Source organism: Chryseobacterium taeanense (assembly GCF_900099685.1).
Taxonomy (GTDB): Bacteria; Bacteroidota; Bacteroidia; order Flavobacteriales; family Weeksellaceae; genus Chryseobacterium; species Chryseobacterium taeanense.
Genome location: NZ_FNDW01000010.1, coordinates 135974 through 160732, shown reverse-complemented (window position 1 = coordinate 160732; position 24759 = coordinate 135974). Strand labels below are relative to the sequence as shown.

Below are 24759 nucleotides of genomic sequence, written 5' to 3'. Positions count from 1 at the left end.
ATCAAATTAACTACCTGACACAAAATATTTCTTCTGTCTCTTAGCTTTTTGTTATCCTATGTAAAACGTAAATCTTTCTTACGCAAACATACGAGAAACAAAAGTTCAAGACTTGGAACTCTTCGCTAAAAATTAAAATTTAATCCTAAAATTCCCAAAACTTGCGCGAATTCAATATTGGTTCTTCGGTTTAATGTTGGTGTCGCGCTTCAAACAATGGGAATTTCTTAACGGATTAAGTTTTAATTTTCTTAACGCTCCGATTTCCTAAGTCGGTTTAAAAACCTTATTCACTTATCTGGATTACGGTTGAATATTTCAATTGATTTCTTTCTACCGGTAAATCAACTTTAATGATGTTTCCTGATTGTTTCCAATTAATTTTATTTTTTAATCCTAAAACTTTCAATGATTTGGGTTTAAAGTTGTCAGGAATTGTAAAATGTAGTGTTGATGGAACTTCATAATTCGTTTTCTCGTCTAAATGAAAAATATTCACTGTTTTTCCGTCTTTGCTTTGGGTGTAATAAAAATTCCCATCGTGATAAGGTGCCACAGTTCTTGTCGCAAAAACCGCCGACTGATTGCTATTCATCCACACAGAAATTTCCTTCAATCTTTCATAAACCACCGGATCGTAATCTCCGTTGGGGCCGGGAGCAATGTTCATTAAATAGTTTCCACCTCTTGAAATGATTTTCACCAATGTTTCAATGATTTTCTGAGACGATTTATAATTATCATTCGGAACATATGAAAATGAATCGCCCATCGTGATACAGCTTTCCCATGGAATTGAAAGGGCTTTTTCCGGAACAGCCTGTTCGGGCGTAACATAATTCTCCCATTTTCCTGGAACGGTACGGTCTACAATGATGATTCCCGGTTGATTTTTCCGAGCCATTGCTCCGATCTTATCCATATCAATATCCTGTTCAACTTTGATGGTTCTCTGCCATTCAACATTCGGATCAATGGTGCGAAATGGGCGTACCCATCCGCCGTCTAACCAAAGAATATCAACTTTGCCATAATTGGAGGTAAGTTCATTTAACTGATTAAAAGTAAAGTTTTTAAAACTGTTCCACCTTTCAGGATATTTTTTTGGATCATAATTTACATTCCGGTCTTTGGGCGGAAAATATGACCACCAGTAATCATCAGAATGCCAGTCGGGTTTTGAAAAATATGCTCCAATTTTGAAGCCCTCTTTTCTGAACGTATTAAAAATTTCCTTTGTGACATCCGCTTTCGGATTTTTGGAAAAAGGTGTTTTTGAAGAAGTAATTTTATAATCAGACTGTTGTGTATCGAACATCGCAAAGCCATCGTGATGCTTTGTCGTAAAAACCACGTATTTCATTCCTGCCTTTTTTACGGCATCTGCCCATTTTTGAGGATTAAACTGAACCGGATTAAATGTCGTCTGAAGATTTTCATAATTCTTCACATATTCGTAGTATGATTTTCCATGCTCAGGTTTTCTTTGCGTCCATGATTCATCTTCCGGACAAAGACTCCAGCTTTCTACAATTCCCCATTGACTGTAGGTTCCCCAATGCATAAACAGTCCGAATTTCAGATCCTGCCAATTTTCAAGATTCTTTACCACCAGAGGATCTGTTGGTTTTTGATACCCTTCGGAAACATTGTGAGCCTGTGAAAAAAAAGAAGATGAAATAAGTAAAGAAGCGAGCAATACGGTTTTAGTTTTGGATCTGATGAGCATTAAGTTTAGTTTTTGCTAATTTAATCATCCTTTAATAAATCCGCAAGCAATTGATGTTTTATGAAAACTGTGACGAGATTTGACGCATTTTGACGGGATTTGACGGGTTTCCAGGGTACTTTCTTCGGGTCTTCTTCGGATCACCTTCGGGTCGGCTTCGGGTCGGCTTCGGAAAAACGGTACTTTTTCCGAAGAACTTCCGAAGAACTCCCGAAGGATTGTCGGAAAATTCAGATCATCTTTTGATAATTTTTGTAATTTTTTCGTTGGTCTGATTTTCATTTAACTGGCTTTGCAGGAGATTAATTTTTGTTAAAAATCACATAAGCAAGAATAAAAATAACCTGTTGATATTAAGCTTTAAATTTTATTCATTATAGTTTTTTTGTGACGTTGTTTCGTCCGTATAAATTCTTTTTAATCTATGATGATGGTATGTTATTTTTTTATAATTTCGCTCCGGATTGAAAGAATATGATCCAATCTTAGAAGCAAAAACTGCGTCTACCCAAATAACACGACATGATTTGTCGCTTAAGAGAATTAGTTTTGCACAAGAGGTTTATATCTGAATCCGAAAACTTAAAAAATTAATAAACAAACACCATGATAACAACCATTTTTATCCATGCAATTTCTTGTAATTGCTTCATTTTTTTTAAGGAAAACAAGTCTTTATTTTCTTAAAAAATAACGTCATCACACAAACCATATCTTAATAATTTAAACACTCAGTATGAACAGAATCTACTCAGGAGCATTGTTCTTATGCTCTGTTCTGGCCATTCAGGCCCAGGAAGTAGTCTGGCAGAAAGATATTAAATCTTCCACGCAGGATTTTTTAAGCCAGATCACGACAACCATCGACCAGCAATATTTGATAACCGGTAGTACCCTTCGACAGGCTCAGGGACCGGGGCAATCTCAGGAAAAGCGGAACAATGGCTACGATTTTCATTTGGTTAAATTAAATCAGCAGGGAGAAGAAGTCTGGGAAAAATATTTCTCGGGGAAAAATCATGATTTTCTTTCGGCTACTGTGAATACCCAGGAAGGTGGGTTTTTATTAGCAGGAACGAGTTTCAGTGGAAAAGGTTTGGATAAAAAAGAGGATTCTAAAGGAGGGTCTGATATCTGGCTTATTAGAATCAATGAATTCGGGGGTGAATTGTGGCAGAAAACCATTGGTGGCACTTCGGATGAGGAAGCCAGAGCGGTAATCCAGACGACGGATATGGGATTTTTTGTGGCGGGGAATGTTGCCTTCGGCTCCGCTCAGGCAACGAGCCAATCAACGGATCCGCGTTCCCTGAACGGAGTCGAAGGGAAAGCAACGAGAGGTTTCGGGTCGAAAGATGTTTTGATAATACGGCTGGATAAAAACGGAAAGGAATTATCACAACTGGTGTTGGGTGGAAAAGGCTTGGATGAGGTGGAAAAGATGATTCCGACGAAAGATGGCGGAGCTTTGTTGGGCGTGTATTCGAGAAGTTCTGAGGTAAAAACTGGAAGCACGAAGCTGGAAGCCGGAAGTGGTAAAACCATCAACTGTCAACCAAAAACGACCGACAATTTTGGCGAGGGTGATTACTGGATCATCAAGCTGAATAAAGACGGAAAAGTAGAATGGGAAAAGAACTTCGGAGGAAAAGGGGACGATCATTTGAGGACGCTGGCGTTGACTTCTACAGGCTATTTAATCGGTGGAGAATCAAGATCGGAAAGATCAGGCAACAAAACGGTAGGGATTGAAGAAGGAACAGATCTTTGGTTGATCTCCCTCGATGAAAGAGGCGAAGAGATCTGGCAGAAATCCTACAATTTCAAGAACAGGGATGTGCTGATGGGGATGAGTATCATTACCGGGAAGCAGGAAGATGGAAGCGGGAAGTCTAAAGGCATTCTGCTCGGAGGATACACGCAGGCAGAAGGACGAATAGAAACGGATGATGAGACGTTCTGGATGCTTTACCTTGATCAAAACGGAAATGAGCAGTGGAGAAAGTATGTGAAGGGAGAATCAAAGAAAAAAGAGGAAAGACTTTCGGATATTAAGCTGAACAAGGACGGTTCGATTGTATTGGCCGGAACGAGTGCTGAAGAATTAGGAAAAGAGAACTGGAAGATTGTGAAGCTTGGCGATAAGCAGATTGACCAACTGGTCGAGAAGCAGGATATTAAGATTTATCCGAATCCGGTGAGTGATTATGCGTATGTGGAAAGCGGGATGTTGGGAGATGGGAAGTCTGAAGCGGAGATTACGGTGTATGATATGGGCGGAAGGCAGTTGCAGAGCGTGAAAACGAAAAATAAAGTGACCAAGATTAATACGCAGGCTTTGGTCCAGGGAGCGTACCTGGTAAGCGTGAAAACAATTGATAATAAAACAGCGAGTGCTAAATTGATTAAGAAATAATGAAAAAAATAAGATTAATTGAAGTCTTAGTAGCAACTATTTTTGGAAGCAATGCTATTTTTGGACAAAATATAGACACACAGCAAAAAAATACAGATATTTTACCTCCTGTATCAGCAAATGCTTACCAGTTAAGTAAGGTCAGTGATATCCCCATGGATTTATATAGAGGTAAAGCAAATATTTCAATACCGATATACTCTATAGGACTTGGGGGTTTAAATATTCCAATAAGTATCTCATATAACACTGGAGGTATAAAACTAAATGAACAGGCAAGCACGGTAGGATTGTGATGGAGCCTTAATATTCCGGGAAATATTTTTAAAAGTGTAAAAGGTTTGGAAGATGAAAACTTTCCTGTTTATTTTAAAAACTTCAGTGAATTACAAAATATAAGCACATTAAATATAAGCAATTATACGGGATATACTCCTGAAAGCACATTACAAAATAATGAGCTGATCCAAGGAATATTGGATGGTAGAATTGATAGTAAACCTGATATTTATAAATATTCACTAGCTGATTTTAGCGGTTCTTTTATCCTTACAGATAATAAGGGAATTCCCATTCCTAATGACAGGAATAAAATTGAAAAATTGGACACTCAGAACTTTCTCATAACGGATGAAAAAGGAATGAAGTATTATTTCAAAAATTTTGCAGGTACCATTACCAATTCTCCCAATTCATTACCTTCATCAGGCATTGAGAGTTACTACGTTGTAAAAATAGTGAGTGTAAATGGAAAGGAAGTTAACTTTCAATATAATAAGAATTACAGCTATACTGAGCAGAATATTTCAGAAACAGATTACTTCAAAACATATATTCAGACATCAACAACCGGTGCTACACCACAAGTTGAGGTACCACCTTACAAAAAGGAAATCTATAATACCACCCACATCGATAAGCTTATTACGAAAATTATATTTCCGGGCGGTGAAATAAATTTTATATATAATGATGATGCGGGATACATGATTGGTAATTCTGCTTATAGAAAAGACATTACCAACGGAATTGCATTAAGAGAAATTAATGTTAAAAACGCCGCCGGGAAAAATATAGAAAAATACCAATTCAATTATTCTTATTTCATCTCGGATTATGCATCCGAAGTACCTGAAAAATACCGTTTAAAACTTAACAGTATACAAAATATTCTGCAAACTAATTCTTACGAATTTGAATACGATGAATCCTACCCTTTTCCTATTAGAGGAAGCTCAGCAGATGATCACTGGGGATATATTAATTCTTTAGTCAACGATACCAACATTCGGAATTTACCCAATTCTATAAAAAGTAATGATTTGTCAACAGGGAACGCTATGTCAGAAAATATTCTGATAAATATAGACGCTACTAAAACATATAATTATCCTTTTGGTAGAGATAAAAATTCTAATATGTATGCTAAAATAGGAGCTTTGAAATCCATAAAATATCCTACAGGAGGTAAGAAACTATTTAATTATGAGAACAACTCTATTCAGGCAATAAAAGAAACTGTACTGGATATGGGAGAGGATCTTCTTATATATGAGAACAACCCTAGTATTTCACCGTTGGGATATATGCAGACGACCGTTAATTTACCCCCGGCTTCTGATCCCATATATGATTTGCCGGACTTAAAATTTAAATTAACTTTTGGAAATAATTGTCTCAATAATATTCCGCAGGATCACGAAGTCATTACGCAAACGTCGTGTACAGGTACCGCAACCTATAATAGTCCGGATTCGCCGATATCATCATCTTTCAATATAACTAAGACAATTCCTAAAATTCCGGCAATGCCTATTACACTAAAACTTACCAGAATAGGGGATTGTAATTGTGCTTTTGGACTTGGTTACACTTACACTGAAAAGCATACGTCAATTGAAGATACAAATGTCGGGGGAGTTCGTATTGCATCTGTTGAAGATAGAGATGAAAATAATAATTTAATAAAAAAAATAGACTATCAATATAAAAAAAAGGATGTATTAACAAATACTTTCATCGGTTCTGGGGTATTAAAGAGTTCTGTTCAGTATTTAAAAAGAATTGTTTCCAACTTAGATTTTCTGGCTCAAAATTCTACCATTTATAATCCTCCTATTGTGCCTTATTTTTACTATCAGGTAAGCAATAACGGAAACGTAAAAAACTTTTTCGGATCAGACAATATTGCGGGATATACCCATGTGATAGAAACCCAAATTGGAAAGGGAAGGATAGAATATGAATTCTCAAATGCATCTGAAAACGATTACTCATATATTCAGAGTGACCTTCCGGACATTTATGACAATTGGAAAAATGGGTTATTATTAAGTAAAAAGGTTTTTGATAATAATAACAATCTCCTGCAGAAAATAAGCAATAAATATAATTTTGATACAAGAAAAAATAATAATTTCGGTTTCAACACTTCCGGTCTTGCTCCCGAAGTTGCCTTTTTTGGAGCGAATTTAGAAATCCAAAAAAATTTATTAATAAATCCAAGTAACGGGCCTCAACAATTTGTTTACTCTATTTCTCCCGAAATCTTCTTCGGAGAATCCGCAGATATTCAAAATTACGAAGTTGAACAAACTGATTATGTAGGAAATTCAACTTTAGTTTCGAAGGTAACAAATACATTCACTCCAGATCTATCTTTTAGTCCTGCCATCAATATTATCGAAACTAAAAGAGTAAGTACTGAAGGAACTGTTCAGAATACAACTTACAGTTACGCCCACGAAAAAGGTAACCAGGTAATGATTGATAAAAACATGGTTGGGATTCCCTTGGAAACGACGACTACCCAGACGATTGGAGGAACGACCAAAACCTTGAGTAAGACCGAAACCATTTACCCAACGTCATTACCAACATCTCAGACCGGAAATCTAGTACTTCCAACTTCTGTTTTATCGTATGATCTTCAAAACCCTTCTTCTTCAAAAACAGAAGTTACGTACGATAAATACGACAGCAAAGGCAATTTACAGCAGTACACCACGAAAGACGGTATCCCAACGGCCATTATCTGGGGGTATAATAACACCCAGCCTATCGCCAAAGTTGTAGGAGCCACATATGCGCAGGTAAGTAATTTGGCAACGGCCATTATTTCCGCTTCGGATACGGATGCTTCAGCAGTTCCGAACAATGACGAGACAGCAATCTTAACCGCATTGGACAATTTCAGGAAGGACAGCAGTATGACAGGGTATCAGATTACCACTTATACCTATGATCCTCTTATCGGGGTAAGAAGCATTACGCCTCCCTCAGGAATCAGGGAAGTTTATTTATATGATACAGCCAACAGGTTAAAGGAAATCAGAGAGCAGAATCAGACGGGTAAATTATTAAAAGAATTCAAGTACAATTACAAAAACTAATACCGATGAAAAAAATATTAATCCCCATAGGCGCTTTGCTTTTGTCCGGACTGTCGAATGCGCAGAACCAATCCAGTAGCACAGAGAACTATATTTACAGTAAAACCTACCTTGATTACGATGCAGTTACCGGACAGCCTACGAAAACCTCAGAAACCGTTCAATATTTTGACGGCTTGGGCAGACCCAAGCAGGTAGTGAATATCAAAGCCTCACCACAAGGCAAAGATATGGTGACCCATATCGAATACGACGGCTTCGGAAGACAGGTGAAAGACTATCTTCCCGTGCCACAACAGGGAACACAAAACGGAGCCATTTATACCTCACCATTGAGTAATGCTATCCAGCCTAACCTTTACGGTTCGGAGAAAATCTTTTCAGAGAAAATCCTGGAAAACTCTCCGTTAGATAGAATCCTTCAACAAAAACAGGTAGGTACTGCGTGGGATACAAAACCTGTACAGTTTGGTTATGATGTCAATATTCAGGAGGATTATGTTAGAAAGTATGAAACCTCTACCACTTGGGTTGATGGCAGAACGCAGACTTCTGTGCAGCTTCTGCAATATTTTTTACCCAATCAGCTGTACAAGAATACGGTTATTGACGAGGACGGGAATACAACGATAGAATTTAAAAACGGAGAGGGACAGGTATTGTTAGTCAGAAAAATGCTCAGTGCGACGGAAAAAGCCGACACCTATTATGTATATAATGAATACAATCAACTGGCGTTTGTCATTCCACCGTTAGCATCAGCTCCAACTGTTGAAAGTTCTACCATGGAAAATCTTTACTATCAATACCGCTATGACGGCAGAAACCGGTTGGTCGAAAAAAAACTTCCCGGCAAAGGCTGGGAGTATATGGTGTATGATAAGCAGGACCGATTGGTGATGACACAGGATGCTAATTTAAGAGCGAATGACCAGTGGCTTTTCACGAAATACGATCAGTTTTCGAGACCTGTTTATACGGGCATATGCTTTAGTGGCTCAAGTAGAATTCAATTTGTGGAGGCCGTTGAAAGCTTTGGCTCGGCCAATGAATCAAGAGCTACTTCGAGCTGGAGTAATAATGGAATAGATGTATATTACACCAAAAGCGGAGCTTATCCAAATGAGTCAAATTTCAGTATTTTGACTGTTAATTATTACGATACTTATCCTGCTTACAGCTTCAACCCTGCTTTTCCTACGGTCATTCAGGGAGCAGATGTTCTAACAGACACTCCTGATGCCAACGGTTTAAGTACCAAAAGCCTCCCGGTAATGAGTTTGGTTAAAAACATCGAGGATGATAACTGGACGAAGAACTATACCTACTACGACAAAAAAGGAAGAACGATCGGAAGTTACTCGATCAACCATTTGGGCGGAAGAACAAAAGTGGAATCCAGGCTTGATTTTGCAGGCGTGGTTCAGCAGAGCATCACCCGCCACAAACGACTGGATACCGATACTGATAGGGTGATTACCGAGAACTTTACCTATGATCCCCAGAACAGATTGCTGACCCATACCCATCAGGTGGACAGCAATCCTGTGGAATATTTAGCCCAGAACACTTATAATGAGCTTTCCCAGCTTTCCGGGAAGAAAGTCGGGGGAGTATCTTCTTCCACACCGCTTCAGGATATCAGCTACAGCTATAATATCAGAGGGTGGATGACTAAGATTAATGACCCTGCTAATCTTAATGGTAAACTGTTCGGGTATGAAATAAAATATAATCAGGTGGAAGGAGAGCAAACACCCGATCCTTTTGACACCAATTTAAAAGTATTACCAAAATACAACGGTAATATCGCTGAAGTAGACTGGCGTACGAATACCACTTCGGGAGATTATCTGAGGAGATACGGCTATGTTTATGACAGACTGAACCGACTGTCCGCAGGATTTTATCAAAGAGATGACCATCCTTCTGCTAACGAATACTTTGAAAAAATAGCCTATGACCTTAATGGAAATATCACCAATCTGAAAAGGACGGCTTCCTTGGAAGGCAATACCACAGCAGGATTAATTGATAATCTGACGTATGCTTATTTTAATAACAACAGCAGCAACAGACTCAGAACGGTGACTGATTCTTCAACCGATTACAGAGGATATCCCGAAACCTCGGGAGTAGAGATCGGCTATGATGATAATGGAAATATGACTTCTCAAGAGGATAAGGGAATTCTTCAGATTGATTATAATTTTTTGAATCTGCCGGATTATATGAAATTTAAACAAGGTCTTGCACTCCGTTCGGGAATTGTTAGGGAAAATACAATCTATCTTTACCGTGCAGACGGAACCAAATTAAGAAAGACTTACAATTATGCTCCCCCTAATCCATTAGGAACAATTAACGAACTCTCGACAAAACTTACAGAATATCTTGACAGTTTTCAGTATGAAAGTAAAGCTATCGGAAGAAAAGGTTCGGCTGTTTTAACATTATCATTTGTACCTACAGCTGAAGGCTACTATAATTTTGAAAATAATAAGTATATTTACAATTATACTGACCATTTAGGAAATACAAGGTTGAGTTATTTCAATAATGGCACTGGAATAGAAGTTCTCGAGGAAAACAATTATTATCCGTTTGGGTTGAAGCATGGGGGGTATAATGTGTTATCTGGAAATCCTTCGTATCAGTACAAGTACAACGGAAAGGAGCTCCAGACCGAGACGGGAATGTATGATTATGGCGCGAGATTCTATATGCCGGATATTGGGAGATGGGGTGTTGTGGATCCGCTGGCGGAAACTTCGAGACGTTGGAGTCCATACACATACGCTTATAATAATCCAATACGTTTTGTTGATCCAGACGGAATGCAGAATGAAGATAAAATTAAGATATTCAATGATGGTAAAATAGAGCGAACAAAAGATAATAATAGTTATGATACGGTTACCAATGAAAATGAATCTAAGTCTATCAAAATTGCTCGCACTAACGTAACAGAAGATAATCCAACAGGGGACTCACAAATAGGAGAATTGAAGAACGAAAAAATTTCTATTGCTGGAGCTGGGCCTGATTTTGGTTATTTCCAAGTAAATGATTATAATATAGCTACACAAATTTTCGAATTTATTGCAGACAACACTAAAATGGAATTTGGACAAGATAAATTTGATTTTTCTGACGGATATTCTACAAATATAATAAGTACAAATTATGATGAGAAAAGTCACGCAAGTGCTGCAGATGTTTTAACAAATCATAATTTGAGTATGGGCTCTGGTAGTATGCATATAACAAAAGATGCTGTTTATTCTGAAGCTGTTCATTCGCATCCAGGATTTGAATATAATCCATCTGGATTTAGTGAAGGAAATTGGAACAAAGGAAATCCGACATTTGGAATAGCATATAAAGATGCTGGTGATAAAGGCCGTTCAAAACGAAATAATGCAATATCTAAGTACGTTTATAATACATGGCTTAAAAATAATGGGGCAAATGGTGGATATGTAAGATATGATTACAACCAAGCAGTATATACAGGAAAGAAAAAATAAATCAGTAAAATTTATGAGAAAAATACTTTTAATCATTCTTATTTTCTTTTTTACATTTAACAAAAGTGCTATAAAGAAACAAGATTTACATAATATTATTAAAGGATATATAGAATATATTTCTAAAAAAAGAAAAGTTGATAAAAAGAATGAAATATTAGCAGTAACTTTTCATGACCAAACAAAAGAAAAGAGTGAATATTCAATTGATGTAGCTTTTTTTAAGCCTGAATTTATGGAAGGTATTCAATATAATAATGTTTATATATTTGAAGGTTATAAACTCATATTACCTAATAATGAATGTAAAAGCATAGAGAAAATGTTTAAAAAAGTTGCATATGAAAATTTCAATCAAAAGAAAACAATAGTTAATTACGATTTTGAAAATTGGCATATTGTTTTAGATAAAAAAGATGAAGTAACTTTTTTATCACCGATTCCCATTTCAGGATGCATGAAATCAATTTTAATGAGTAAAAAATTAAAGTTTTCGGATTCATACGAAGATATTACATTCTCTAATCCTTCTCCAGATTGTTCAAAATTTATTCATTAAAACTAATCTGAGATTAAAAAGAACCCATCGCAATTGCGGTGGGTTTAATAGATTAAAAAATTGATATGCACATTTGAATTATTTCAATAATGGAAGCAGCGTAGAAGTTCTTGAGGAAAACAATTATTATCCTTTTGGGTTGAAGCATGAAGGGTATAATGCATTGGCTGGAAATTCTGCTTGTCAGTATAAGTATAGCGGTAAAGAACTGCAGACAGAAACAGGGATGTATGATTTGATTATGGGGCAAGGTTTTATATGCCGGATATTGGACGGTGGGGTGTCGTGGATCCGTTGGCGGAGAAGATGAATCGTCACAGTACTTACAATTATGCTTTTAATAATCCTATTCGGTTCACAGATCCAGATGGTATGGAACCTTATGATCCAATCATTACAATTACAAATCAAATAGTTGGATGGACACAACAAAAGTTAGTAGGAAATTATACAAAAGGAAAAAACGATTATTTAACTATAGGTGTTCCTTTGTATAAAGCAGTTGTTACGTATGATGAAGATACAAATTTCAAAATGGAGTTTATGGTCACTCGTGATTCTTGGGTAGTTAGTCAGGATAAAGGAAATACAATGACTTTAGACAATATTGCGTTTGAACCAAAAGCAAGTGGCTCTAACGAATATGATACTGAATTTATCGATGTTTATCCTCATAGTAATGACACTGCTGCCTTTGAATTAAGACAGGATGGAAGTAAAATCTTAGATTCGGAACCACGTAAAAATGATAAAGGTCAGGATGCCACATCTGCTTCAAGTGTAATGATTCATGTAGGAGGAGTATATAAAAATGAAGAAGAAAACAAAATTAGACACTCTGGATCTTTAGCTTATTTTGGAATTGTAAATAATAATAATTCTATGAAAAATACTTCTGATAGTGAAGCTAAAAGAGTAATCGGAGGAATCAGAAAACAAACTGATAAAGATTCGATGTTTGGATATTCTAATGTAAAAGTAATTATACAACCAAGAACAAATGTACAAAGAACACAAGAAGTTAAAAAGCCCAGTAATACTAATTAGTATTGCATTTAGTATATTATCCTGTAATAAATACAAGGGAGATTTTTCAGTAATAAATGCATATTATAGTAAAAATCCATTATGTCCCAACTATATTTATTATGAAGGTAAAAAATTAACTATTGAAAATATAAGAAAATATAGAAATGGAAAACTTTCTGAATATATTGGTTGTGGTTCAGAAGGTTTATATACAGATGATTTTGATAAAGGTGGAAAATATTCTAAAGAAGACGAAGCTGTAAAACAGTTATCTATTTATAGAAAAGGAAAAAAAATATTCTTTTTCGATAAAGAATATGAAGCGATCAAAGAAAATTATGATACAATTTTTGTAAAATCAAAAGTTGATAATGAATATTTGGTTTTTGTAGGAATAATTTCGGAAAGTTAAATGTAATAAACTCGATCCCGATGACGCGGATTATAATCCGTGAACAATAATAAAGAAGAACCCACCGCAATACGGTGGGTTACTAACCTTTGAAAACAACAAGTATATTTACAACTATGTATACCATTTAGAAAATGTGCGTGTAAGTTATTTCAACAATGGCAGCAGCGTTGAAGTTCTTGAAGAAAACAATTATTATCCGTTTGGGTTGAAGCATGAAGGGTATAATGCATTGGCAGGGAATTCTGCTTATCAGTACAAGTACCAGGGGCAAGAATTACAAACAGAGACAGGCTGGTATAGTTTTAAATGGAGAAATTATATGCCTGATCTGGGAAGGTTTTTTAATGTAGATCCTTTGAGTGAAAAGTATGCTTACCAATCTCATTATAATTTTTCTGAAAATCGTGTTGTTGATGCAAGAGAGCTGGAGGGATTAGAAGCTGTAGATTTTAGAAAGAATGATGGCTATAAAAATTTAGTTGTTGTTGTACAGGGATGGTCGGGAGATACGAAGAAAGGATATACCCAATCTCAGAATGTAGGAGGTAGCAATAATCCTGATTTTAAAGGAAAAGGAAACCTTGATCTTACTGGTATTGGAGGATTAGTTGGTTTAGCTAATTCTAATACTCGAGTTGTTGTTTTTGATTCATCACAGAATGAAAATACAAAAAATGACCTCAAATCAACTATCTCAAATTTTAATAATGTGCATTCAGATGGTGTGGTTGCTGCTGTTGGGCATAGTTTAGGAGGCGATAATCTGGTAGAATCAGTAAATGAAAATAAAAATTTAAAAGTAGATTTAATGGTGACTTTAGATATAATGGATAGCTATTCTGATACAAAGATACCGTCTAACGTATCGAAAGCAGTTAATTACTACCAGACAAAAAATATATACGGAGGAGAGAAAATAGAACCTACAAGCGATAATAAGACTACTAAAATAGTAAATGTTCTTGCCCCTACATCAGATCATAAAAGTATAAATAATGATTTAAGCACAAAAGTTAGAGATATTGTAAAAAGAGAATTAATACCCAATCAATAATGAAAAGAATACCACAAGTAATTTTAATTATTTCAATAATTTATACAGCACTTTTATTATATTTTCAGTATGATTATTTTTTAGAATTTACCCCTTTGATAATACTGTTACTGGCAATTAATTTTTATTTGATTTACAGATATAATAGTAAATTATTGGACTATATTTTAAATAGTTTATTGATTATTTTTTTAATAATCTGTTTTTCTTTTGGAGCAATGCTAAGGCAAGATTGGCACTTTATGGAATGAGAAATCATGGCTAACGTAAAAAAAAGGCTGCCAAAAATTTTTGGAAAACCTCTGATAAATTTTAAAAAAAATTAATTTATTTACAATTATGTAGATCATTTAGGAAATACAAGGTTGAGTTATTTCAATAATGGCAGTGGAATAGAAGTTCTTGAGGAAAACAATTATTATCCTTTTGGGTTGAAGCATGAAGGATATAATGTATTGGCTGGAAATTCTGCTTATCACTATAAGTACCAAGGACAAGAATTGCAGAATGAGACCGGATGGTATAGCTTTAAATGGAGAAATTATATGCCGGATCTAGGGCGATTCTTTAATATTGATATTCTCGCCGAAGATTATAACTATCAAACTCCTTATGCGTTTTCTGAAAATAAAGTAACTAATCATGTTGAACTTGAAGGTTTAGAAGCAATTCCTATCGGTCCCGGAGCAGTTCCTATTGCTCCACCACCACCAGCATATGGTAGTACTACAACGGGACTGCATCCAGTTGGAAGAATAATTCCTACCTGGTTCAGCAGAGGGATTGAAAACTTAAAAGATAGAGTTTCAACGCCTTCTAAACTTACAGTGTCTCTTTTTAGCACTGCCTCCTCTGCTGCTATAAATATTTATAATAACGTAATGAAGAGTGAAGGTGATGATAAGATTGATAAAAGCAAAGAAGGAAATGATGAAAAAAGTGCAACTAAAACAGAAGATGGAAAAAGAAGAAAGAATAGACTTCCAGATAAAGGGGAACCAAATACTGTAGAAACAAATGAGTCTCAAACAACTTCTAAAAAATATGGACCTGATGGAAATGTTCAAAAGGAATATAATAAGGGACATGGTCCGAAATATCCGAAAAACGAACAAGACGATCATATACATGATTACAAACCAAACCCTAATAATCCATCAGGTAGAGGAGATAGACAGCCAGGAAGACCTCCAAAAAAAGGAGAATTACTCAAAGATTTTAAAATACGTAGATAAAAGTTTATGGATATAACAAATACAGCCAAAGAAATATTTATTAATGATGATTCATTAATAAGCACTTCGATAGAAGAGATAAAATTTAATAAAGATGAACATGGAGAAACACAAATACAAATTACAATAAGCGGTTTTTCTAAAAAAAGTAAATTTTCTAAAATAGGTTTACTATTTAATAATATTGTTGAGTTTAATTTTTATTATAACTCCGACTATATTTTTTATAATATAGAGGCTTATAAATTAATATATTTTGATAATCAAATCTATTTAAGCTTAGATCCAGATGAAAGTACTGACGATAAATCAGAAAATGATTCAGATTTTATACTTGCAAAAAGATTGGAATTATTATTGTAGCCCGCTGCTCAAATTTACAAACTTTGCACAGATAAAAATAAGAACCCGTCTCACAACTAAAAAGTGAGACAGATTCTTGTGTTTTATAGTAAAGCAAAACTTACTGATAGCCTTTTCTTTCATTAAAATTCCTGTGGTAAGATCGAGAAATCTTGTTACGAGAGCTTTGTCTTCTTCGCTCATATTTTATATTGCTTCAAATTTTTTCAGAATTTCCTTATTTTTAATCTAATATGCCAAATTACGAAATACCCTTTCAATATTAGGATACGAAAAACTAAAACCATTCTCAAGTAATTTTTCAGGATATACATTGCGGCTTTTTAGTAATAATTCAGTTTCGGTTTTTAAAAATAGAGAGGCAAATTCCAACTGCCAGACGGGAGCATTTAATCCAAATGGGGTTTTCATCTTGTATCTCAGTTTCTTCATGAAAAGCTCATTGGATAAAGGATTCGGAGCAGTTATATTCACGGAACCGGACATACTTTCATCATTAATAATAAACTCAACAGCCCTGCAGAAATCATCAATATGGATCCAGCTTACCATCTGGTTTCCTCTACCCTGCTTTCCGCCAAGACCTAATCTCGTAACCATTTTAAGTTTTGGAAAGGCACCGTCATTATTTCCTAATACGATAGAAGTTCGTAAAGCAACTTTCCTGACATTTTCTGTTTTCTCTTTGAAAAATTCCTTTTCCCAGCTTTTACAGATATTCATCGAAAAATCATCTCCAATAATTCCATTTTCCTCAGTATTCAGATGAGTTTCCGAATGAATATAGATTGTTGCCGAACTGGCATTCAGCCAAACTTTGGGTTTATTGATACATTGATCGACAGCCTTTTGAAGAATTTTTGTACTGTTGATTCTTGAATCATAAATTTCCTGTTTGTTTTTGTCAGTATATCTGCAATCGACCGATTTTCCTGCCAGGTTGATTAAAATATCTGCATTTTCCAGCGCCTTGCTCCATTCGCCCAATGTTTTTGCATCCCAATACAATTCATTTTTACGTTGAGGATTTCGGGTTAAAACATAGATATTATGTCCTTTATCAGTAAAATATGTTTCAAGGTTTTTTCCGAGAAAGCCTGTTCCGGCAGCGATGATTATTTTCATGATATTATGATTGATCGTTAACTGTTGATGGTTAATAGTTTGTAGGATTGTTCAGGTTGAAACTTTACAAATTTCAGCTGATTTTAGCTATTCAATTAATTTTCAGCGGTTGCTTTAATTAATCTGTTTCTTTCCATAAGAAGATTTTTCATATACTTTTCAAGAAACAACCTATTGAAAATCCGGCCTATCATTCCAAGAGGTGATTCGAATTCAAAAATATCAATCATCATCGTATAATTTTCTTTTTGTTTAAAAATATGCTGATGTTTCATGGATTTAAAAGCACCTTTCAGCATGACATCAGTAAATTGATATGGCTTTTCCATAGTGATAATTTTTGTGGTTAAAGTCTGATAAATACCCAAATGTTTTGCCTGCCATGTCACAGATTCCCCTTCTTCAATAAGTCCCGAAATTCTTCCTGCAACAGCTCTTTCATTAGTTTTGGAAGTTGATTTCTGATGAAGATCAATATCTCTTGCCAGATCAAAAACCTTATGAATATTAGCGTTGATTATTGTTTGTAAATGAATTTTTGCCATATTAATTGTTTTTCAATTGTTTCTTCTTCCGATCAGAAAAACTAATACTTAAAGACAATATAATCAAAACAGGTGATGCTATGAGCCAGGAAACAGGCATCCATTCAAGAAAGTTGTTGAGAATAGGATACTTGAGACTCAGGCACAAAATAAACAGCAAAAAAGTGATAATTACATACGTAGAAATAAATGTATATATGATTCTGGAATGCGTTCTCACATAATTTTTATTGTAAAATTTCGCTATGTTTAAAGTATATTGAAGAATCGCTAGAAGAAAAAATTCAATCTGCGCTAACGTAATTAGAGATTCATTTTTTGTAATGGCAAGCATTAATAATGTTATAATAAAAATAAGAATTACTGTCTGCTGAATGCGAAAATCATATTTCAGTAAAGTTTTCATGGCTATTATCTTTAAAGGTTTAAAAAATCTCCTCTGGTACGTTTATTCTGTAATTTGAATGTGAAATACATCCAGATTTTAAAGACTAGTGTTTTCATTTTACATATTTTCTATTTATTATTGATTGTTTACCGCTTTTTATGAGTTAAAATCCTGACCTTCTACTTTATTTTCTGCGTCACTTTAATAAGATAAAAACCATACAACAGATAGTAAATGTTAAAAAGTACACCTCCTATTCCCATAAAGTAAAACACCATGTCTATTCTAGAATCCATCGTAAATATGGATACTAAATATAATATGACGAAAAATAAAATAACACCGAAAAAATAGTAGCGATTGAATTTGCTTGCGAAAAGAGAAACTCTTAATAAGAATCCCAATAAATTTGAAATACCAACATAAAAAAGCGCGATAAAAAATGTCATCCCCGCGCTTTTTTGAGAATAATCGACAGTTACATACAAAAGACCTATAAGGCTTACCATTAACTGGAATATCACTTCTGCTTTTAAGACTTTTAGTTTCATAATATAAAGTTTTTAACATTTTTATATTTTCAGTAATTTTTGAAAGTTTAACTGAAATAAAAAAGGATCATTATCCTTTCTATTTCAACAAGTTGGTAATTTTACCTACCAGCCAGTGATCGTCGCTTTTTATGGCAAGATCCATAATGTTATTTATTTTTCCGGTCACCGAACTGAAGTCTTCCATTAATTTGATAAATTCTTTAGCTTCCTCAGAATCCTTATCTTCAATATTTTTTAATTCTTCGAGAAATGAAATCACCGGTTCTATTTCTCTTTTTCTTCTCTCTTTAGTAATCTGTTTAAACAAAAACCAAACGTCTTTTTCAGCAACAAAATATTCTTTGCGGTCGCCTTTTACAAATTCCTTTCTTACAATTCCCCAGTCCATTAAAGCACGAAGATTCATGTTTGCATTTCCTCTTGATATTTGCAGTCCTTCCATCACCTCATCAGTAGAAAGCGGTTTTCCGGTTGCCAAAAGCAAAGCATGAACCTGCGCCATCGTACGGTTGATTCCCCAATTGGTAGCAAATGTGCCCCAAGTCTGAATATATTTTTCTTTTGCTTCTGAAAGTTTCATATTGCTGTTTAAATCTTAAACAAATATAATTAAATATTTTGAATTTTCAATAATTTTTGAAAATTAAATAAGATTATTCTCATTTAGAAAAAACAATACTTATAAGCTTTTACTAATTAAGGCATTCAGAATAGCGATATCAAAACCACCGGAATAAATCACATAACCCTGTTTATCAATGAGTATGATGTGTGGAAATGCAGATATTCCATAGTTTTTACTTACGGTTGCATCGCCAAGCAAAACCGTATAGTTTACTTTCTGCCGTTGCACAAACTGATTTATGACCCGCTGACTATCCGTTGCATTGATACCCAATATTTTTAAGCCTGAAAGTCCGTACTTCGTATTAAGCACATTAAGCTCAGGAACGGCACTAATACAGTAGCTGCAGTTCTTGATCCAGAATTCCAGCAATACCGGATGTCCCCGGAAGTTATTCAGGCTCACTTTCTCTCCATTTTCATTTTGAACAAGAGTAAAATCCGGGGCACGCTGACCTACGCCGATAGCCATTACCGATTCCTTTTTCCTTTCTTTATAGTCTTTCAGGTAGGTTGAATAATACCAGCTTTCCCCTTCCGGAGTTGCCGGATCAAGCATAATATTGGAGAAATCCGTCCGGTTAACATCCCTGCTTCCTTTTTTAAGCTGAATATAACTCACCGGCAGGAAACTTTTTTTATCAACAATTATAGTATTGTAAAATGTTATTTTTTGAGTAGTTTTTTTAAACGTCCTCCCAAGATAATCAGGATACATATCCTGGGTTTGAAAGCTGAGAAGATAAAATCTTTTTTTCCCAATTAAAGTATCTTTAACTTGTTTCACCATATTTCTGTCTGCAATAACAGCCGGTAGCATATTCCTCATTGTAATCATGGAATTGTATAATGCAGATAGCCCCTCAAAATCCGAGATCTTAAGTTTGGTGCTGATTTGAATGGTCCGGTCTTCTTCAGAAACTTCAAAAAGTTCAGCATTGTTGAACACAGAAAAGCCCGTTTCGTCCTTATATTGATACCGAAAACCTACAAGTTCATTTTCTTTTCTGAAATCAATATACATTTCACCCTCCGATTTGCTGTGGTAATCCTCTGCAGGATAAGTAAATTCCCTTGTATAGTGATACGATATTTTCTTTACAGACTGTAATTTTTCAGAAAGTTTCCTGAAAATTTTAATTGTGTTTTCCGGAGTTTCAGCGCTGAGCTCCGAACCAATAAACACTGATACCAAAACTATAAGTCTGAACAGGTAACTGAAGTTTTTCATGATATATTTTAATACCTTTAAAAGTACAAAAAACCGCCCTATCAAGGATAAAAATGATGTGAATTTTCCCGAATGATTCTATAAATACAGTTATTAAACAAAAAAAGGCATTCCCGAGAATGCCTACTTTACCTAACTTATATTTACTTATGAAAACTTCTATATTTCTGAATCATATCAATAAATTCCGCTCTATAACCTTCTGTGTCTTTTCCTGTGTTCTGTTTTGCTAGATTTTCGATCTCTGTCAAGCTTTTTCTCTTGATTAATTTTGAATCCCTTAATACAAGACCCAACCAAGCTACAGAAGAAGCAAATTTAAAATCCGTGCTTACTTTCGGAGTATCTGAATTCTTTATAACATGAACAATTTCCGAACTCTTCGATCCCCTTGGTTTTTTATATCTGAACTTTATCGTCCCAAGTTCATCCCCAAATTTTTGTGTAGTCGAAGTTGCCGAATACCTAAGTTTGTTCTGCTTTGGTAAAAACCCGGAATTGGTATTGGTCGGAATGATTTCATACAAAGCCGTCACGGTATGTCCGCTACCTAGCTCGCCCGCATCTATCTTATCATTTTCAAAGTCTTCATTTCTTAGTTTCCTGTTTTCGTAGCCTATTAACCGATAAGATTTTACATATTTAGGATTAAATTCAATCTGAATTTTCACATCTTTTGCGATCGTATAGATATTTCCGGCAAACTCTCTTCCCAGAAACTTATTAGCCTCCTGCAAATTATCGATATAGGCATAGTTTCCGTTTCCTTTATCTGCCAGAGTTTCCATTCTGTTGTCTTTATAATTGCCCATTCCGTAGCCCAGACAGGTAAGAAAAACTCCGGATTTTCTTTTTTTCTCAATCAAACTTTCAAGATCTCCCGTGGAAGAAACCCCAACGTTGAAATCTCCGTCTGTTGCCAAAACGACACGATTATTTCCTGCTTTTATAAAATTTTCCTGAGCCAGTTTATAAGCCAGTTCAATTCCTGCTCCGCCGGCAGTGCTACCACCCGCCCGCAACTGATCGAGTGCTTTGATGATCTTACCTTTTTCAGCAACTGAGGTTGAAGGCAAAACAACTCCTGCACTTCCCGCATACACAACGATGGCAACTTTATCTTTCGATCTTAGCTGATCCAGCAATATCTTTAATGAAGATCTCAGCAATGGCAACTTATTTTCTTCTTCCATAGAGCCTGAGGTATCAATCAGAAATACAATATTGGAAGGAGGAAGATTATTCATCGGAATATTTTTTCCTTTCAATCCTATTTTAAGCAATTTATGATTAGGATTCCAGGGTGCCTGAGCCAGTTCGGTATTGATAGAAAAAGGCTGATTGTTTTTCGGCTGAGGATAACTATATTTAAAGTAATTAATCATTTCCTCCACTCTTACAGCATTTTTATCAACCCTCCCATACTCAATCATTCTTCTGACATTAGAATAAGAAGCATTATCCACATCAATAGAAAAAGTTGATAGAGGCTGGTTCTTCGTCAGCTCAAAAGGGTTTTCTACCAATGCATCATATTCTTCGTTATCATATTCAATATTTTTCTTTGAAACTTTCTTAAGCGTTTTCTTATTAAATCTGTGATTGTTATATGACTTTCCTACATACGGTCTGAATGAAGATTCAACCTCCATTGCTGTCACTGTTTTAGGTTTCGGGCAGCCGTTATATTCTGGGAGTCCGGGAACTGTTGGGCAGGCATCATCTTTATCTAACAATCCGTCACCATCTGTATCCGGCCACGGACAGCCATTGTTTTCTGCAGGTCCTGCAACAGTCGGGCAGGCATCGTCTTTATCTATGACACCGTCTCCGTCTGTATCAGGCCACGGACAACCCTTGTTTTCAACAGGCCCTGCAACATCCTTACAAGAGTCATCTTTATCAGAAATACCGTCATAATCCATATCAGGCCACGGACAGCCTTTGTTTTCAACAGATCCCGCTTCTTCCGGACATTTGTCACGATTGTTTTTTATACCATCCTGATCCTTATCTTTTTCAACACTGAACTTTTTTATTTCCTTTGATGCTGAAACGGTTTTTGTTTTACAACCTGCCAATAAAGCAATTGCAAATATCGTTGCTCCTATTTTTTTCATATGTATCATTTCAAATTTAAACTTGCTATATAAAGGATTCCTTTTATTTAAAAAGTTGCAGTGAAGTTTAAAAAAAAGAAACTTCCGAAGAAATTTCTTATAAGATTTTATATTGAATGAGTATTAGTTTTCAAATGGTTAGGTTTATTTTTCAGGTACATTCTCGCTAAGAATTTTTTTCAGTTTTTTCTTCTCTTTTGGGGAAATAGACTTCGTGACAACCACAATTACACCATTACGGGTTTTCTCTCTGGGAAATAATAATGCTGCCCTGTCATCTTTCAAAACAATTACCTCATCAATATGTTTTGAATCTAAAGTTCTGAAAGTTTTCATATCAGATACTTTGCCGTCAATGATGATTATAGGATTCTGTTGATTCGTCTGAGCTGTTCCACGAATATTGATCGAGCCCTCCGCCTTATTTGATCTCCCTGATACAGCATTGGTACTTAATCCCGGAATTGTTTTAAACATACTTGTATCTGCTTTTTCAGCTAAACGATTTTCTGTAACCGGATTAAATGCTAAAGGTTTTTGCGCTTTTACATTGACTTTATTATAAGATTTAATTTCCGTTTCTTTGAATGCCAGGTTTGAATAGGAAGATTCCGCAGTGTCTCCGACAGTATTAAAACTCGAAACTTTCTGACTTGAAGCTATGGCATTCATCGAAGCTTTTTCTTTCCTCATTCCCATGGCAATCACTTCCTCTATGTTCTGACGCTTTAAACTGTCCATCGCCGTCATCTTCTTTTCGGCCGTCTTTTCTTCTTGCTCGTTAGATGCTACAGCAGCGTTCATTTCAGAAACCGGAGAAGCAGGAAGAGGAGTCTTCGGTTTTGATGCTGCATGATAAGCTATTATATTTTCGGAAGGAACAGCTAATGTTTTGTTTTGAATATTCATTTTTACCAGACTGTCAATCTCCTGAACTGGTGGTGAAGATTCAGCAGAAATATCCTCCTGAATACTCATATGAGCCGCCATTACTCCCTGTTGCACTTCCTTATTTTGCTTTTTATCAGTAAAGTAAAAAATTCCGGATGCGATCAACAGACTGGCTGCAATTCCATAAGGAATCCAAACCGGAATCACTTTCCGCTTTTTTTCTTCTTTTTTATCGAGTTTTTCTTCAACCTTCGCCCAAACTTTATCAAACCCCGGAAAAGTCGCAGGTTCCTCTAAGTTTTTAGAAGCCTCATTGAAAGTTTTATCTATATCGTGATTATTTTCCATTGCTGTAAAGTTTAAATGTTTTGATTCACCAGAAGTTCCTGAAGTTTTTTCCTTGCAAAATTGAGCTGCGATTTTGAAGTACCTTCACTGATGGAAAGCATTACCGCAATTTCTTTGTGAGGATAGCCTTCAATGGCAAAAAGGTTGAAAATCGCCCTGCATCCTTCCGGCAGAAAGTTCAGGAGACTGAGGATGTCTTTTTCAAAAGAAACATTTTCAATTGTAGTATCGGTAAAGCTTACATGATTTTCTTCCAGAGAAATATGAAGTTTTTTAGTAGCCCTCAACTTCTGAAGGCATTCATTCACGGTAATTTTTCTCGCCCACGCTTCAAAAATATCCGGCTGATGAAGCTGATTTATTTTAGTAAAGATTTTATAAAAAGTGTCGGCCAGCACTTCTTCAATATCTTCATCATTTTTAAGGTAACGTCTGCAAACCGAGTACAGCTTCCCCGCCATCCTTTCGTAGACTTTCCGCTGCGCATTGCGGTCGTTCTGCTTTAATTCCAATAATAGCTCTTGTTCCATACATCAGGATTTATATCTGCATAGATGCAGAAGATGGTAAAAAGGTTGGAAACATGATAAACTTTTTTTAAAAATAAATGAATTCAACGAAAATGGCAAAATGATTCCAAATATAATGGCTGTTTAAACTTTTATATAACCGCAAAAGTTGCAAAAGACGAGCTCAACTTTTATTTAAAGTTGATAATTACAAATGAAAAAGGTTACAATAGCTTGAAAAAATCTTCGATTTTTATTCTTTTGAAAACTTTAAATATACTAATCATTTCATTGTGATTATCTTTTGTAACTTTTGCGGTTAATTCTGAAATTAGTTTAAACAAGTTTATCATCAACATTTTAAATACAACTAAGCATCGTCTCAAATATTTATGACTTCCTCTAAAAGATATGAAGCATCTTCCAAAATAGATAAGACACCGGCAAAAGTAGATAAAGCTTTGTCTGGAATAGATAAAGCATCGGACAAAATAAATATGACATGTTCCAAAATGGATAAGGCTTCGTCCAAAGTATATGAAGCTTTGTCCGGAATGTATAAAGCATCGGACGAAATAGATGAAGCATTGGCTATGAAATTTTATCAATCTATTTTTACCTTTTCATAAAAAATCATAAACAGATTTAACCTTTTTGTTTGTAACAAATCTCTACTATGAACGACTACTCGTATAAATAATC

20 protein-coding genes and 1 pseudogene are annotated in these 24759 nt (G+C 35.2%); 11 read left to right on the top strand and 10 right to left on the bottom strand.

Translation table 11 applies throughout. The features are described from left to right. Positions 1-286: 286 nt before the first annotated feature. Both BLR30_RS13855 and BLR30_RS13850 read right to left on the bottom strand, forming a co-directional pair. Entirely contained in the window at positions 287-1729 is a 1443-nt protein-coding gene (locus BLR30_RS13855; RefSeq protein ID WP_089860058.1) for an alpha-L-fucosidase, read from the bottom strand. A 24-nt stretch (positions 1730-1753) separates the two neighbouring features. Beyond that, positions 1754-2011: a hypothetical protein gene (locus BLR30_RS13850; protein WP_089860054.1), complete on the bottom strand. Its 258-nt coding sequence runs from the start codon at positions 2009-2011 to the stop codon at positions 1754-1756. Positions 2012-2465: 454 nt separating this feature from the next. Between BLR30_RS13850 and BLR30_RS13845 the strand changes: the two genes are divergently transcribed. From BLR30_RS13845 to BLR30_RS13800, 10 genes and pseudogenes are all read left to right on the top strand, one after another. Then, the gene (locus BLR30_RS13845; RefSeq protein ID WP_089860051.1) at positions 2466-4145 is read left to right on the top strand and encodes a T9SS type A sorting domain-containing protein; all 1680 of its coding nucleotides are present in this window, start codon (positions 2466-2468) and stop codon (positions 4143-4145) included. Further along, positions 4145-4441, top strand: coding sequence for a hypothetical protein (locus BLR30_RS13840; protein WP_089860047.1), 297 nt, complete (start codon positions 4145-4147; stop codon positions 4439-4441). The genes BLR30_RS13845 and BLR30_RS13840 overlap by 1 nt, the downstream gene beginning before the upstream one ends. A 45-nt stretch (positions 4442-4486) precedes the next feature. Next, a complete protein-coding gene (locus BLR30_RS13835; RefSeq protein WP_089860044.1) occupies positions 4487-7537 on the top strand; it encodes a hypothetical protein in 3051 nt (1016 codons plus the stop codon). A gap of 5 nt (positions 7538-7542) precedes the next feature. Continuing rightward, the gene (locus BLR30_RS13830) at positions 7543-11067 is read left to right on the top strand and encodes a DUF6443 domain-containing protein (RefSeq protein WP_089860041.1); all 3525 of its coding nucleotides are present in this window, start codon (positions 7543-7545) and stop codon (positions 11065-11067) included. A 13-nt stretch (positions 11068-11080) separates the two neighbouring features. Then, positions 11081-11626, top strand: a complete 546-nt coding sequence (locus tag BLR30_RS13825) for a hypothetical protein (RefSeq protein WP_139164635.1) — start codon at positions 11081-11083, stop codon at positions 11624-11626. Positions 11627-11729: 103 nt separating this feature from the next. Further along, a pseudogene (locus tag BLR30_RS17600) lies at positions 11730-12001 on the top strand (RHS repeat domain-containing protein); the annotation flags it as partial. Between the two features lie 625 nt (positions 12002-12626). After that, positions 12627-13067: a hypothetical protein gene (locus BLR30_RS13815; RefSeq protein ID WP_089860035.1), complete on the top strand. Its 441-nt coding sequence runs from the start codon at positions 12627-12629 to the stop codon at positions 13065-13067. Positions 13068-13203: 136 nt separating this feature from the next. Continuing rightward, positions 13204-14124 (top strand): RHS repeat protein, encoded by a 921-nt coding sequence (locus tag BLR30_RS13810; RefSeq protein ID WP_089860032.1) that lies wholly within the window; start codon positions 13204-13206, stop codon positions 14122-14124. A 365-nt stretch (positions 14125-14489) separates the two neighbouring features. Continuing rightward, the gene (locus BLR30_RS18045; RefSeq protein ID WP_317041396.1) at positions 14490-15359 is read left to right on the top strand and encodes an RHS repeat domain-containing protein; all 870 of its coding nucleotides are present in this window, start codon (positions 14490-14492) and stop codon (positions 15357-15359) included. A 6-nt stretch (positions 15360-15365) separates the two neighbouring features. Beyond that, positions 15366-15722: a hypothetical protein gene (locus tag BLR30_RS13800; protein WP_089860025.1), complete on the top strand. Its 357-nt coding sequence runs from the start codon at positions 15366-15368 to the stop codon at positions 15720-15722. Positions 15723-15950: 228 nt separating this feature from the next. Here the strand turns inward: BLR30_RS13800 and BLR30_RS13790 are convergent, their stop codons facing one another. The 8 genes from BLR30_RS13790 to BLR30_RS13750 all read right to left on the bottom strand — a co-directional run bounded on the left by BLR30_RS13790 (position 15951) and on the right by BLR30_RS13750 (position 24078). Beyond that, positions 15951-16847, bottom strand: coding sequence for a TIGR01777 family oxidoreductase (locus BLR30_RS13790; protein ID WP_089860021.1), 897 nt, complete (start codon positions 16845-16847; stop codon positions 15951-15953). A 95-nt stretch (positions 16848-16942) separates the two neighbouring features. Then, positions 16943-17392, bottom strand: a complete 450-nt coding sequence (locus BLR30_RS13785; protein WP_089860018.1) for an SRPBCC family protein — start codon at positions 17390-17392, stop codon at positions 16943-16945. A gap of 567 nt (positions 17393-17959) precedes the next feature. Further along, complete coding sequence (locus BLR30_RS13775) at positions 17960-18331, bottom strand: hypothetical protein (RefSeq protein ID WP_089860012.1); 372 nt, start codon at positions 18329-18331, stop codon at positions 17960-17962. 79 nt (positions 18332-18410) lie between these two features. After that, entirely contained in the window at positions 18411-18914 is a 504-nt protein-coding gene (locus tag BLR30_RS13770) for a GbsR/MarR family transcriptional regulator (protein ID WP_089860010.1), read from the bottom strand. Positions 18915-19013: 99 nt separating this feature from the next. Continuing rightward, on the bottom strand, positions 19014-20189 hold the full coding sequence (locus BLR30_RS13765; RefSeq protein WP_089860006.1) for a TlpA family protein disulfide reductase: 1176 nt from the start codon (positions 20187-20189) through the stop codon (positions 19014-19016). A 143-nt stretch (positions 20190-20332) separates the two neighbouring features. Next, the gene (locus tag BLR30_RS13760; protein WP_089860003.1) at positions 20333-22309 is read right to left on the bottom strand and encodes a vWA domain-containing protein; all 1977 of its coding nucleotides are present in this window, start codon (positions 22307-22309) and stop codon (positions 20333-20335) included. 144 nt (positions 22310-22453) lie between these two features. Further along, the gene (locus BLR30_RS13755; RefSeq protein WP_089860000.1) at positions 22454-23548 is read right to left on the bottom strand and encodes a TonB-dependent receptor plug domain-containing protein; all 1095 of its coding nucleotides are present in this window, start codon (positions 23546-23548) and stop codon (positions 22454-22456) included. Positions 23549-23559: 11 nt separating this feature from the next. Then, positions 23560-24078: an RNA polymerase sigma factor gene (locus BLR30_RS13750; protein WP_089859997.1), complete on the bottom strand. Its 519-nt coding sequence runs from the start codon at positions 24076-24078 to the stop codon at positions 23560-23562. A gap of 371 nt (positions 24079-24449) precedes the next feature. Between BLR30_RS13750 and BLR30_RS13745 the strand changes: the two genes are divergently transcribed. Further along, on the top strand, positions 24450-24686 hold the full coding sequence (locus BLR30_RS13745) for a hypothetical protein (RefSeq protein ID WP_089859994.1): 237 nt from the start codon (positions 24450-24452) through the stop codon (positions 24684-24686). The last annotated feature ends 73 nt before the right edge of the window (positions 24687-24759 follow it).